Raw genomic sequence first — 13,293 nt, forward strand, 5'->3', positions numbered from 1 at the left:
TAACTTAATTGCTTGGTATTATACCCAACATCTAATAAATTGCGAGAGCAAGGCGGTGCAGGTGCATTTTAATAATCAATAAACTCAAGTTGTCACATGCTTAATTTAAATTAGCGAGCGAAAAACAAAAAAATGACAATTTTAGGTGAAATTTCAAGTAATGAGCGCGCTTTAAACTTGTAATTGATACTCTATCACGCGACAATATCTTTTTTGTAGTTGAGCAGACTCAGCATCTACATTAGTCATTTATGGCGAAAAATAGTCAATGCTTATTCGTAAAAGCGTTGTCGAGTCATTCTCATTTAATTTATTTAAAAATACACGTGATACATTGTAGGTGTCACCACTGTATGTAAGGATTTATAATGCCAGTTATTACTCTTCCTGACGGCAGTCAGCGTAGTTTTGAAAACCCTGTAAGTACTCTTGATGTAGCTAACGACATTGGCCCAGGCCTTGCTAAAGCAACCATTGCTGGTCGTGTTAATGGCGAGCGTGTTGATGCGTGCGATATGATCAACGAAGATTCGCGCCTTGAGATCATCACCGCAAAAGATGACGACGGCCTAGAGATTATTCGTCACTCGTGTGCTCACTTAATCGGTCACGCAGTGAAGCAGCTTTTCCCAGACGCTAAAATGGCTATTGGTCCAACTATTGATAACGGTTTTTACTACGATATTGATATGGAACACTCTTTGTCTCAAGAAGACTTAGACGCCATTGAAAAGCGTATGTTGCAACTTGCAAAAACAAACTACGACGTAGTGAAAAAAAATGTAAGCTGGCAAGAAGCACGCGATACGTTTGAAGCGCGTGGCGAAACATATAAAATGGAAATTTTGGACGAAAACATCGCAAAAGATGATCGCCCAGGATTATACCACCACGAAGAATACGTAGACATGTGTCGTGGCCCGCACGTACCAAACATGAAATTCTGCCAAAACTTCAAAATAATGAAAGTAGCTGGCGCTTATTGGCGTGGCGACTCTGAAAACAAAATGCTACAGCGTATTTACGGCACAGCGTGGGGCGATAAAAAGCAACTTAAAGCGTACCTTAAACGCTTAGAAGAGGCTGAAAAACGCGATCACCGTCGTATTGGTAAAGCGCTTGATTTATGGCACTGGCAAGAAGAAGCGCCAGGTATGGTATTTTGGCACAACGATGGTTGGAGCATTTACCGCGAGCTTGAAGAATTTGTTCGTGAAAAACTGCGTGAGTACAGCTACGAAGAAGTTAAAGGTCCAATGATGATGGACCGCTCTTTGTGGGAAAAATCAGGTCACTGGGAAAAATACTCAGACGCCATGTTTACCACAGAGTCTGAAAAACGTGAATACGCTATAAAACCAATGAACTGCCCAGGTCACGTGCAAATTTTTAACCAAGGTTTAAAATCGTACCGTGATTTACCACTGCGTATGGCTGAGTTTGGTTGTTGTCACCGTAACGAACCATCAGGCGCTTTACACGGCTTAATGCGTGTACGTGGCTTTACACAAGATGATGCTCACGTGTTCTGTACAGAAGAGCAAGTAATGGACGAAGTTTCAGCGTGTATTAAGATGGTTTATGATACATATGAGACATTCGGTTTTGACAAAATTGTAGTTAAGCTTTCTACGCGTCCTGAAAAACGCATCGGCGACGATGAAATTTGGGACAAAGCAGAGGTTGCATTAGCCGATGCACTTAAAGCAAACGACATTGAATTTGATTACCTACCAGGTGAAGGTGCCTTTTACGGACCTAAAATTGAATTTACTTTGTACGATTGTTTAGACAGAGCGTGGCAATGTGGTACAGTGCAACTCGACTTTGCATTACCGGGTCGTTTAGGCGCTACTTATGTAGCAGAAAACAACGAACGACGCACTCCAGTTATGATACACCGTGCTATTTTAGGCTCAATTGAGCGCTTTATCGGTATTTTAACTGAAGAATACGCTGGTTTATTCCCTACGTGGCTTGCTCCAAAGCAAGTGGTAATTATGAACATTACCGATAAACAAGCAGATTACGTGCACGAAATTGTACAAAAATTAAATAAACTTGGAATTAGAGCCGCTGCTGACTTGAGAAATGAGAAGATTGGCTTTAAAATCCGAGAACATACACTTAAGCGTATTCCTTACTTACTCGTTGTTGGCGATAAAGAAGTTGAACAACAGGAAGTAGCAGTACGTACCCGCACAGGTGAAGACCTAGGCAAATTTAATGTTGATGATTTTGTAGCTAAAATTAGCGAAGAAATTAAAAATCGACAGTAAAAATCGAGCGTGTAGGGCAATCACAAACAGCCAACTACACGCTTATATTATTGATATTCTTGGAGGAACGTACCATTAGAGGCGGCAAGAAAGGGCAACAAACAGCTCAAAAAAATCGTATTAACGAAGAAATTACAGCTCAAGAAGTTCGTTTAATCGACATCGAAGGCGAACAAGCTGGAATTCAGTCATTAAAAGACGCACAAGCTATGGCTGATGCAGCGGGTGTTGATCTTGTAGAGATTAGCCCAAACGCTGAGCCGCCTGTTTGTAAGGTTATGGACTACGGTAAGTTCATCTTTGAAAAAAGCAAAGAACTAAAAGAGCAGAAGAAGAAGCAAAAGCAAATCCAGATTAAAGAAATCAAATTCCGTCCTGGCACGGATGAAGGTGACTATCAGGTTAAGCTGCGCAACTTACGTAAGTTCTTAGAAGCTGGCGATAAAGCTAAGATTACTATCCGCTTCCGTGGCCGCGAAATGGCTCACCAAGAAATTGGTATCGAATTATTAAACCGTGTTAAGGCTGATTTAGAAGAACTTGCAGTAGTTGAGTCTTTCCCAAATCGTGTTGAAGGCCGCCAAATGGTTATGATGATGGCGCCTGTTGCTAAAAAATAATTTTTAAGCGATAATACGCACCGAATTTAGCTCAGGTACCCAAGTAATATGCAAATATTCACCTGTGCTAACCGGTTTTAAAGTAAAATTGCGGCATTTATGCTGGGTTTTCACCGGAATATGGCAGTAAGTTAGGCCTAAAAGTGGAGCTATAGAAATATATCTCACGCCTGCTTACTAATTTTTAAGCAATACATTTGGAGTTATTGCAATGGCTTATAAGCTAAAAAGTCACAGAGGCGCTGCTAAGCGTTTCAAGAAAACTGCTTCTGGCGGTTTCAAGCGTAAACAAGCGCATCTTCGTCACATTCTGACTAAGAAAACTTCTAAGCGTAAGTTACACCTACGTCCTAAGATGATGGTTCATAAAAATGACCATGGTCTAGTTTCACGTATGTTACCATTCGCTTAATAGGGGTTTTTAGAAATGGCAAGAGTTAAACGCGGCGTTGTCGCACGTGCACGTCACAAAAAAGTTTTAAAGCAAGCTAAAGGTTACTACGGAGCACGTTCACGTGTTTACCGCGTAGCTTTCCAGGCAGTTACTAAAGCGGGTCAATACGCTTACCGTGACCGTCGTGCTAAGAAACGTACTTTCCGTCAATTATGGATTGCACGTATCAATGCAGCTTCACGTCAAAATGGTCTGTCTTACAGCCGTTTTATCAATGGTCTTAAAAAGACTTCTGTAGAAATCGATCGTAAGATCCTTGCAGATATCGCTGTTTACGACCAAGTTGCATTTGCAGCGCTTGTTGAAAAAGCAAAAGAAGGCCTAGCGGCAGCTTAAGCTTTTTTAAATAAGTAATAAAGAGGAGCCCTAGGCTCCTTTTTTTGTGCCTGTAATTTAAGACTCACTGAATAATATCCCCCCGAAATGATACTTTATTATTTTGATGGCTAAATGTGTCGCTATCTGCGTTATAAAACTCTCATTAAGAACTACTAAATAGCGAAGTTTTTACTACTATTAACACGTTTATCCATTCTCAAAATAGATAGCTTAATTAAGCGGATTGGTATAAACAACGAATTGCTTGCTAAGCTATTGACACTTTTCCCCAGCCTTAAAATTAACTACTTTAATAATCACTTTATTAAGTCCATGGGTATAAACGGGCTTTCTTTTTTGTTGAATCACCGCACTTTTATAATATCGCTATGTTTACTTGGTATAATTTATTTTATTAAAGCGTTTGTTAGAGAAAACTATGTTTGCAAGCCTGTTATTTTTATCTGCAATTGTGGCAGATAACAGTCATTTACCGCCTCTTATTCCTTGGCAAGGTGATAGCGTTTCGTTATTACAGCAGCAAGGCCCTTTAACCACTGATTTTGAGTTATCACAGGGCAAAGCCTCGCCAAACTATGCCGATACTATGGCGTTTGTAGATAGGCTTGTAGCGGCAAATCCCACGCAGTTTCAGTCTCAAATAATAGGCTACAGTAATAGTAATCGCGCTATTAAAATGTTGGTTGCCAGTGAGCAAGGTTTTTTTGAAGCTGGGCAAATGGCCAACAGCACTAAGCCAACCGTTTTTATCCAAGCCGGTATTCATGCAGGTGAGATAGATGGTAAAGACGCCATGTTTATGTTGCTGCGCGATATTGCAACAGGTAAGCGCCGTGATATTTTAAAAAAGGTAAACATACTTTTTATTCCTATTTTAAACGTAGATGGGCATGAACGCAGCAGCGCATTTAATCGCATAAATCAGCGCGGCCCTGAAAAAATGGGCTTTAGAACCAATGCAAATAATCTAAACCTTAATCGCGATTTCACTAAGTTAGATACACCAGAGGTGAGAAGTGTTTTAAAGGTTATTAATGATTACAACCCAAACTTATACATTGATGTGCATGTTACCGATGGCGCCGATTATCAGTACGATGTGACCTATGGTTATAACCCTGTATTTGCAAGTGAGTCGCCAGCTATATCTGATGCATTAGATCAGTATATAAAGCCGGTTATTGACGAAACATTACAAAAGCAAGGGCATATACCTGGGCCATTGGTATTTGTTATGGATAAACGCGACTTTAAAAAAGGCCTTGCAGGTTGGGTGGCTACACCGCGTTTTTCAAACGGGTGGGGCGATTTAAAATCATTACCAACAATTTTAGTCGAAAACCATTCTTTAAAACCTTATCAACAACGCGTATTAGGCACCTATGTATTTTTAGATGGGGCAATAAACGCGCTTTCTCAGTACAGTCATGAGCTTTCGAACGCCGTTAAAAAAGAGCAAGAATTTGTACCTGAGAAACTAATTGTTAAACGAGGTTATGCTAAACAAGCAGACACGATTAGTGAGTTTAAAGGGGTAGAATACACATCAAGTGTAAGTGCGCTTTCGGGGCAAACTGAGGTTAAATATTTAGGTAAAGCCTATACCTACACTGACTTACCGATTTATTGGCAAAAAGAGGTTGAACGAGTTGTTGATGTGCCCCAAGCGTTTTTTGTTCCGCCTGTATATAGCGATATAATAGAAAAGCTTAAGTTACATGGGGTGTCAGTAAACAAACTTAAAGGCGCAAATACGCAACCTTTAAAGCTTGCCAAAGTACTTGATTACTCGTTTGATAAAGCCCCATTTGAAGGGCACTTTAGAGTCTCTGCAAGTTTTGATTATGTACCAGCAATAAATGTAGATTTAGACGGATGGTATCAAGTAAATACGCAGCAAAAAGCAGGGGAGTTAGCGGTTCATTTATTACACCCAGAGGCTCCTGATTCATTTTTTGCGTGGGGTGAGTTTAATACAATATTTCAACGAACAGAGTACATGGAAAACTACGCGTTAATCCCTTACGCAAGGAAAATGCTTAAAGACAACCCAAAACTTGCTCTCGAGTTTGATAAAAAACTTCAAGATAAAGCATTTGCGCAAGATGCCAATGCACGTTTGCACTGGTTATATTCACACACGCCATTTTATGACGAAGCGTATTTGAAATACCCAATTTTAATGTCGTATGAGCAAGTAGCCGTTATTCCCGATCAAAAAGATAAAGAAATTTAATATGCACGTTATTACAATACCCGTGACTGCTTTTTCTCAAAATTGCAGAATAATTAGCTGTATAGAAACAAAGCAAGCTGTGGTGATAGACCCAGGTGGTGATGCACAAAAAATTATAGCCACGCTTAGTGAGCACAAATTAGTACTGAGCGCTATTTGGCTTACACACGGGCATTTAGACCACGTAGGTGCGGCCGATGAATTACGCTCACACTACAATGTGCAAATTATTGGCCCGCAAAAAGATGAGTCATTTTGGTTTGATAACCTGCCTTTGCAAGCACAAATGTTTGGTTTTTCAGCTATTGATGCTTTTTACCCTGACATTTGGCTTAACCATAATGATGTATTAACGCTTGGCAAACTTAGCTTTAGTGTTAAGCATTGCCCTGGGCACACACCGGGTCATATTGTGTTTTATGAGCCTGAACAGCAATGCGTTATTGTTGGCGATGTTATTTTTAAAGGTGCTGTAGGGCGTACAGATTTCCCTAAAGGCAATACAGAGCAGCTCATTGAGTCTATTAAAAGCCATATTTTAACACTTGATGACAACACGCGTATTTTAGCTGGCCATGGTGAAGATACCACTGTAGGCCACGAAAAACGCACTAATCCATTTGTAAGTGGCCAATTTGGTTAATTAAAATCCATGAAAATGCAAAATTATTGCAGACGGAATTTTAAATTGGCTGTATAATTTAACCAGTTTATTAGATAAATAAGAAATAAAATGTCTCTAAATCACGTAGATCGCCAAATTTTGGCACTTTTACAACAGGACGCAAGTCTTTCAACTGCTGAAATTGCAGACAAAGTAGGCTTATCTCAATCACCTTGTTGGCGACGCATTGCAAAGCTTGAACAAGATGGCTATATCAAAAGTAAAGTTGCGCTTTTAGATGAGAAAAAGCTTGGTTTTGACATGCTTGTATACGCACATGTGCGCTTATCAAATCATGGCAAGAAAAACTTAGCTGAATTTGAAAAGCTAATTATGAGCTATGACGAAGTGACAGAATGTTACACAATGGCCGGCACCATGGACTTTATGCTGCGTATAATCTCACAAGGTATAGAAGGCTATGAGCACTTTGTACGTGACAATTTACTCAGCTTAGAATACGTTCAAGAGGTACACTCTAACGTAACCATGACATGTGTAAAACGCAGTACATCTCTTCCTCTATAAAATAAACGACACAAAGTTAAGCTATACTAAGAAAGCTAATAACGGTGTGTGCGAATTGTTAAATGAGCGCTAATTTGGTAACATTTAGCGCTTTTTCGATCCTAACCTAATAACCCCCTGAGGAACTCAATGTTTAACTTACTCAGCAAAGCGCCTAGCTCTGCTAAAAACGATATTTTATCTGGCTTAACTGTAGCACTTGCTTTAGTTCCAGAAGCTGTTGCGTTTGCTTTTGTTGCAAATGTCGAACCTTTAGTTGGTCTCTATGCCGCGTTTATCGTTGGTTTAATTACGGCTATTTTTGGTGGTCGCCCTGGTATGATTTCGGGCGCAACCGGTGCATTAGCTGTTGTAATGGTAAGTTTGGTACTTGATCACGGTGTTGAGTATTTATTTGCCACGGTGTTGCTGATGGGAATACTGCAAATACTCGCGGGGATATTTAAGCTCGGTAAGTTTATTCGCATGGTCCCTCACCCAGTTATGCTCGGCTTTGTAAATGGATTAGCAATAGTAATATTTCTAGCGCAACTTGGGCAGTTTAAAGTGCCTGATGGCGCAGGTGGCCAGCAATGGATGACAGGCAACCCGCTTTACATCATGTTAGGTTTAGTTGCATTAACCATGGCTATCATTCACTTTTTACCTAAGCTCACCACTGCAGTGCCTTCTTCTTTAGTGGCTATTGTAACGGTAACCGCGTTAGTAATAGGCCTTGATTTAGACTCGCGCACTGTACTTGATTTCCTAAAAGGGATGACAGGTAATGAAGCGGCTACCATTGCTGGCGGCTTACCTGAATTTCACATTCCTATGGTTCCATTTACCCTGGAAACTTTTTATATAATTTTTCCGTATGCATTAATTTTAGCGGCTATTGGTTTAATTGAGTCGTTATTAACGCTTAGCTTGATTGATGAAATTACCGAAACCCGCGGTCACTCAAATAAAGAGTGTATTGGCCAAGGTGCTGCTAATGTAACCTGTGGCTTTTTTGGCGCAATGGGTGGTTGTGCCATGATTGGGCAATCAATGATCAACATTAATTCGGGCGGGCGCTCGCGCTTGTCGGGTATAAGTGCTGCACTAATGCTGCTTGCATTTATTATATTTGCTTCAAGTTTAATTGAAATGATCCCACTGGCTGCGCTTGTAGGTGTTATGTTTATGGTTGTACTTGGTACGTTTGAATGGGCAAGCTTTAAAATGATGAAGCGCGTACCACTGTCTGATGCCTTTGTAATTGTATTGGTATCTGGCGTAACCGTAGTAACCGATTTAGCGATTGCTGTGTGTGTTGGTGTTATTGTTTCTGCCTTGGTATTTGCTTGGAATCATGCAAAACATATCTACACAACTAATTACATTGATGAGCAAGGTGCTAAAGTTTACGAGCTTCATGGCCCGCTATTTTTTGGCTCAGTTAAAAACTTTTCTGAGTTATTCGATGTTAAAAACGACCCTAAAGATGTAATTATTGAATTTGAACACAGCCGTGTTGCGGATCACAGTGCCATAGAAGCCATCGACAGCTTAGCTGATAAGTACACTAAAGCAGGTAAACAGCTTCACTTACGTCATTTAAGTAAAGACTGTAAGCAGCTGTTACACAAAGCGCGTGACTTAGTTGAGGTAAACGTAATTGAAGACCCAACTTATAAAGTAGCCTCTGATAAACTTGCTTAGTTTATAAGGTGGCTTTGCCCATACGAGCTGATTGAATCGGCATTTTAAAAGCGAAAGGTTAAAGCCTTTCGCTTTTTTATTGGCTTAACTTTGCGGTAAGGCTCTTAAAAATTAAGACAGTTGGTACTGCTAACACTTTGTAATAATCGATATAATAACCAAACCAGTGGTTAAATTAGCTAACGTAATTTTAACTTATTGGCTAACTTATACGGAGTTGTATTTTATTTTGAATTGGCAATCTTTAGTTGATAACAGGCAACGCTTTTTTTGGCTATTGCAAATTGCAGGCTGGATTGGTTATGCGCTTGTAAATTATATCGGCTCTAAAGTATTTGAAATGCGTGATATTTACGTGTTTGTTATATTATTAAATGCCTATGCGGGCTGTTTAATGACAGTCCCACTTCGTTATATTTATCGAAAAACCTGGAATGCATCGCCGTGGATATTAATGGTGGTTGTATTTGGTGCCTCGTACATTACAGGTACATTGTGGGCAATTGTACAAAAATTTAATTTATGGGAAATATACCGCCATGGTTATCGCCCAGAAGATTGGTTTTACTATTTACAGCATGGCTTAGACTCTGTTTACATAATTTTATGTTGGAGTGGCTTATACTTTGGCATAAAGTATTACCAGCTATTACAAAGTGAGCGACAAAAAGCGCTTAAAGCAACTACAATGGCCCATGAAGCGCAATTAAAAATGCTCAGATATCAACTTAATCCGCATTTTTTATTTAATACGCTTAATGCTATTTCTACATTAGTTTTGGTAAAAGAAAACAAAGATGCTAACTTAATGGTGGCAAGGTTAAGCGACTTTTTGCGTTATACACTAAATACCGATCCCATTAAAAAAGTGCCTTTAGAGCAAGAGCTACACGCATTGATGCTGTATTTAGAAATAGAGCGGGTTAGATTTGATGAGCGCTTAAAGGTAAATGTAGATGTAAGCGAGCAAGCAAAAGAGGCACTTGTGCCAAGCTTAATTTTGCAACCGATAATTGAAAACGCAATTAAATACGCCATTGCGCATATGTCACAAGGCGGTGTGATAGACATAAAAGCACAGGTTTTTGCCAACGAGCTACTACTTGAAGTAGGTGATAATGGCCCCGGTACCGAACTAATAGACGGACAACTTGTAAATGCACAAGGGGTAGGGGTGGCAAATACCAAAGACAGATTAAAAACGCTCTATGAAAATAATTATTCGTTTGTATTATCACATAATACGCCAAGTGGATTGAAAGTTAATCTGCGAGTACCGTTTGAGAAGGCTGTGAAGAAATGACTAAAATTAAAACCATCATTGTTGATGATGAACCATTAGCAAGAAAGGGCTTAGCAGTAAGACTTGAAGAATATACTGATATAGAAGTAGTTAAACTGTGTAGTTCAGGCTCTGATGCAATAGAAGCATGTAAAGAGCACCCAATAGACTTAGTTTTTTTAGATATACAAATGCCAGGAATGAATGGCTTTGAAGTTGCCCGTGCCTTAAGCGAAAGCACTAAAGCGTTACCCGCGATTGTGTTTGTTACTGCATTTGATCAATTTGCAGTAAAGGCATTTGAAATACATGCTTTGGATTACATTTTAAAACCCGTTGACGATAACAGACTAAAACAGGCGGTAGAAAAAGTGCATAGTTACTTAAAAACACAGCAAGACAACGCCCATAAGAAAAAACTAGCGAGTTTTGTTGCCGGTATTACAGGTAATAACTGTGAAGAAATACTTAAAAAATTAGCCACAGGCGATACCCTAACCGACAAACGTTACCCAGAATCACTGGCGGTAAAAGAGCAGGGTGAAATTATTCGTGTCCCGGTTGCGACAATTCAGTGGGTTGATGCCGCTGGCGATTATATGTGTTTACATTGCCAAGATGGGCAAACACATATTTTACGCAAAACAATGAAAGAGCTTGAGCAAGAGCTCGACCCACATTTGTTTGTGCGCGTTCACCGCAGTGCAATTGTAAATACAAAACAAATAAGCAAGCTGGTTACACAAGTAAGCGGTGAGTATTTATTAGTGCTTGAAAACGGACAAGAGCTTAAAGTAAGCCGAAGCTACCGCGATAAAGTAAAAGCAGCGCTAGCCAGCTAGTTTGGTATTTTACAGGCACAAAAAATGCGAGCTTAGCTCGCATTTTTTATATAAGGCAGAAATTACGCAACAGTTACAATTTTCATTGTGTTCGTTGCGCCCACAGTTTCCATTGAGTCACCGTGAGTAATAATTACTGTATCGCCAGAGTGTAATGAACCTTGTGCTACAAGGGTATCAAGTGCGGCTTTAACCATTCCGTCTTTTTCAGTTTTTGTAGAATCAAAAAACACAGGGTAAACACCACGATAAAGCGCTGTTTGGCCTAGCGTACTTGCATGGCGTGAAAGCGAGTAAATAGGTAAACCAGAGCTGATACGCGACATAAGTTTAGCGGTGCTACCTGACTCAGTTAAGGTAACAATGGCTTTAACCGAATCTAAGTGATTAGCAGCGTACATAGCTGAAAGTGCGATAGATTCTGCATTGTTAGAAAAACGGCTGTCTAAACGGTGCTTAGATACATGGGTTTCTTTTTGCGATTCTGCACCTAAACAAACACGTGCCATTGTAGCGACTGTTTCTTCAGGGTAATCACCGGCAGCGGTTTCTGCTGAAAGCATAACTGCATCAGTACCATCAAGTACTGCATTTGCCACATCCATAACTTCTGCGCGTGTTGGCATTGGGTTATCGATCATCGATTCCATCATTTGTGTTGCGGTTACAACAGTACGGTTTAATGAACGAGCGCGACGAATAATGAGTTTTTGTTTACCCATTAGCGCAGCATCACCAATTTCAACACCTAAATCGCCACGAGCAACCATTACAGCGTCTGATGCTAAAACAATGTCATCTACGGCTTCTTGTGTTTCTACGGCTTCGGCACGTTCAATTTTTGCAAGTAGTTGTGCTTTAGAGCCAGCAGCTTCTGCTAAAGAGCGTACATAACGCATATCATCGCCACTGCGTGGGAATGATACTGCAATGTAATCAACATCTATTTCAGCGGCAGTGATTAAATCTTCTTTGTCTTTTTCTGTAAACGCAGGGGCTGTTAAACCACCGCCTAAACGGTTAATGCCTTTATTATTTGATAATACACCACCTACGGTAACCGAGCAGTGCACTAAGTGACCTTCTACTTGCTCAACGGTTAGTTGAATAAGGCCATCGTTTAATAGTAATAAATCGCCAGGGCTTACATCTTGTGGTAATTCTTTGTAATCAATACCTACCGCGTTTACGTCGCCTTCACCTTTTTCCATTTTTGCATCTAGGGTGAATTTAGCGCCTACTTCAAGGTTTACTTTACCTTCTTTAAACGTTGAAACACGAATTTTAGGACCTTGAAGGTCTGCAAGGATAGCAACATGTTTACCTAATTTTGTGGCTATCTCGCGTACAGCTTTTGCACGGTCTTTATGATCTTGTGCAACACCATGTGAGAAGTTTAAACGTACTACATTAGCGCCAGCGCGAATAATTTTTTCTAGATTGTTATCTCGATCTGTTGCAGGCCCAAGTGTAGCGACTATTTTTGTGCGTCTTAGCATCAAATTCTCCTGTGTGCTTAGATGTGTAAGCAGGTTGACGGTTATTTTGTGACTTCAAAATACTTATAACTTATGTATAAACATTTTTAGTTATAGGCAAACTAGTTAGTATTGCCACTATTTTATACAAAACGAATATGTCATCATTATGACACCGGTGTCAAAATCCGTCAATGATCTTAAATTCAAAATACGCAGAGTATTTGTAACCGCACAGCCCTTATATTTGATACAATTGCAGTGCTTTTTAATAGCGTAATAAAAAAGCATGCTGTATTAGCTCAACGTTCGCATTTTATGACGGTATGAGTATAATGCACGCGGTATTATTTAATGAATTACTTAGTTTACTAACCAAATAGTTGTTACCGAGGAGGACACTAAATGCAAGTTGCATTAGTCGGGTTAGGCGTTATGGGCAAAAATATTGCCTTAAACATGATTGAAAAAGGCATAACGTTAGTCGCATATGATAAAAATCCACATGCGGGTGAAGAGTTATTAAGTTGTGCTAAATCGCAAGGCATGGCCGATAGACTTCATATTGTTTCTGATTTAGGAGACATGGTAAGGCGTTTAGAAGCACCTCGCTCTATTTTATTATTAGTGCCTGCAGGCGAACTGGTTGATGCTGTGTGTAATGAGCTTGTTGAAGCTGGCGTACAGTGTAATGATATGATTGTAGATTGTGGTAACAGTAACTACAAAGACGGTATTAATCGTAAACTTAAGTATCAAAACAAATTTGAATTTGCCACCATGGGTATTTCTGGCGGTGCCGAAGGCGCTCGTCATGGTCCTGCAATGATGGCAAGTGGCTCAGAAGGCGGTTGGGAGCGAATCGAACCGTGGTTTGAAAAAGTA

Annotated in this window: 12 protein-coding genes; 11 read left to right on the forward strand and 1 reads right to left on the reverse strand. The window is 39.9% G+C overall.

The window, feature by feature from the left end; all coding sequences use genetic code 11:
* The first annotated feature begins 368 nt into the window (after positions 1–368).
* From thrS to L650_RS0122195, 10 genes are all read left to right on the forward strand, one after another.
* Positions 369–2,279: a threonine--tRNA ligase gene (thrS, locus tag L650_RS0122150; RefSeq protein ID WP_004587838.1), complete on the forward strand. Its 1,911-nt coding sequence runs from the start codon at positions 369–371 to the stop codon at positions 2,277–2,279.
* A 59-nt stretch (positions 2,280–2,338) separates the two neighbouring features.
* A complete protein-coding gene (gene infC / locus L650_RS0122155) occupies positions 2,339–2,899 on the forward strand; it encodes a translation initiation factor IF-3 (protein ID WP_024034072.1) in 561 nt (186 codons plus the stop codon).
* A gap of 211 nt (positions 2,900–3,110) precedes the next feature.
* Positions 3,111–3,311 carry a 50S ribosomal protein L35 gene (gene rpmI, locus L650_RS0122160; protein ID WP_004587840.1) on the forward strand — a complete coding sequence of 67 codons (201 nt, stop codon included), beginning with the start codon at positions 3,111–3,113 and terminating at the stop codon, positions 3,309–3,311.
* A 15-nt stretch (positions 3,312–3,326) separates the two neighbouring features.
* Positions 3,327–3,689, forward strand: coding sequence for a 50S ribosomal protein L20 (rplT, locus tag L650_RS0122165; RefSeq protein WP_004587841.1), 363 nt, complete (start codon positions 3,327–3,329; stop codon positions 3,687–3,689).
* 421 nt (positions 3,690–4,110) lie between these two features.
* Entirely contained in the window at positions 4,111–5,928 is a 1,818-nt protein-coding gene (locus tag L650_RS0122170; RefSeq protein WP_029774431.1) for a M14 family metallopeptidase, read from the forward strand.
* A gap of 1 nt (position 5,929) precedes the next feature.
* The gene (locus tag L650_RS0122175) at positions 5,930–6,571 is read left to right on the forward strand and encodes an MBL fold metallo-hydrolase (RefSeq protein WP_029774432.1); all 642 of its coding nucleotides are present in this window, start codon (positions 5,930–5,932) and stop codon (positions 6,569–6,571) included.
* Positions 6,572–6,661: 90 nt separating this feature from the next.
* Complete coding sequence (locus L650_RS0122180; RefSeq protein ID WP_002960703.1) at positions 6,662–7,120, forward strand: Lrp/AsnC family transcriptional regulator; 459 nt, start codon at positions 6,662–6,664, stop codon at positions 7,118–7,120.
* 129 nt (positions 7,121–7,249) lie between these two features.
* On the forward strand, positions 7,250–8,806 hold the full coding sequence (locus L650_RS0122185; protein ID WP_004587844.1) for a SulP family inorganic anion transporter: 1,557 nt from the start codon (positions 7,250–7,252) through the stop codon (positions 8,804–8,806).
* A gap of 229 nt (positions 8,807–9,035) precedes the next feature.
* Positions 9,036–10,109, forward strand: a complete 1,074-nt coding sequence (locus L650_RS0122190; RefSeq protein WP_024034075.1) for a sensor histidine kinase — start codon at positions 9,036–9,038, stop codon at positions 10,107–10,109.
* Positions 10,106–10,930: a LytR/AlgR family response regulator transcription factor gene (locus tag L650_RS0122195; RefSeq protein ID WP_004587846.1), complete on the forward strand. Its 825-nt coding sequence runs from the start codon at positions 10,106–10,108 to the stop codon at positions 10,928–10,930. Before L650_RS0122190 ends, L650_RS0122195 begins: the two co-directional genes overlap by 4 nt.
* A 62-nt stretch (positions 10,931–10,992) precedes the next feature.
* Here L650_RS0122195 and pyk read toward each other — a convergent pair whose 3' ends face one another.
* Positions 10,993–12,429 (reverse strand): pyruvate kinase, encoded by a 1,437-nt coding sequence (pyk, locus tag L650_RS0122200; RefSeq protein WP_029774433.1) that lies wholly within the window; start codon positions 12,427–12,429, stop codon positions 10,993–10,995.
* Between the two features lie 384 nt (positions 12,430–12,813).
* Here pyk and L650_RS0122205 point away from each other — a divergent pair.
* On the forward strand, positions 12,814–13,293 hold a 480-nt coding region (locus tag L650_RS0122205), incomplete at its 3' end, for an NAD(P)-binding domain-containing protein (RefSeq protein ID WP_029774434.1).

This window comes from Pseudoalteromonas sp. TB51 (assembly GCF_000498055.1).
Lineage (GTDB): Bacteria > Pseudomonadota > Gammaproteobacteria > Enterobacterales > Alteromonadaceae > Pseudoalteromonas > Pseudoalteromonas atlantica.

Bases quoted from the DNA above. Each gene is read 5' to 3' on its own strand.
- L650_RS0122195 (WP_004587846.1), top strand. From the start codon at position 10,106: ATGACTAAAATTAAAACCATCATTGTTGATGATGAACCATTAGCAAGA.
- pyk (WP_029774433.1), bottom strand. From the start codon at position 12,429: ATGCTAAGACGCACAAAAATAGTCGCTACACTTGGGCCTGCAACAGAT.
- rpmI (WP_004587840.1), top strand. From the start codon at position 3,111: ATGGCTTATAAGCTAAAAAGTCACAGAGGCGCTGCTAAGCGTTTCAAG.
- L650_RS0122180 (WP_002960703.1), top strand. From the start codon at position 6,662: ATGTCTCTAAATCACGTAGATCGCCAAATTTTGGCACTTTTACAACAG.
- L650_RS0122170 (WP_029774431.1), top strand. From the start codon at position 4,111: ATGTTTGCAAGCCTGTTATTTTTATCTGCAATTGTGGCAGATAACAGT.
- L650_RS0122185 (WP_004587844.1), top strand. From the start codon at position 7,250: ATGTTTAACTTACTCAGCAAAGCGCCTAGCTCTGCTAAAAACGATATT.
- thrS (WP_004587838.1), top strand. From the start codon at position 369: ATGCCAGTTATTACTCTTCCTGACGGCAGTCAGCGTAGTTTTGAAAAC.
- L650_RS0122175 (WP_029774432.1), top strand. From the start codon at position 5,930: ATGCACGTTATTACAATACCCGTGACTGCTTTTTCTCAAAATTGCAGA.
- rplT (WP_004587841.1), top strand. From the start codon at position 3,327: ATGGCAAGAGTTAAACGCGGCGTTGTCGCACGTGCACGTCACAAAAAA.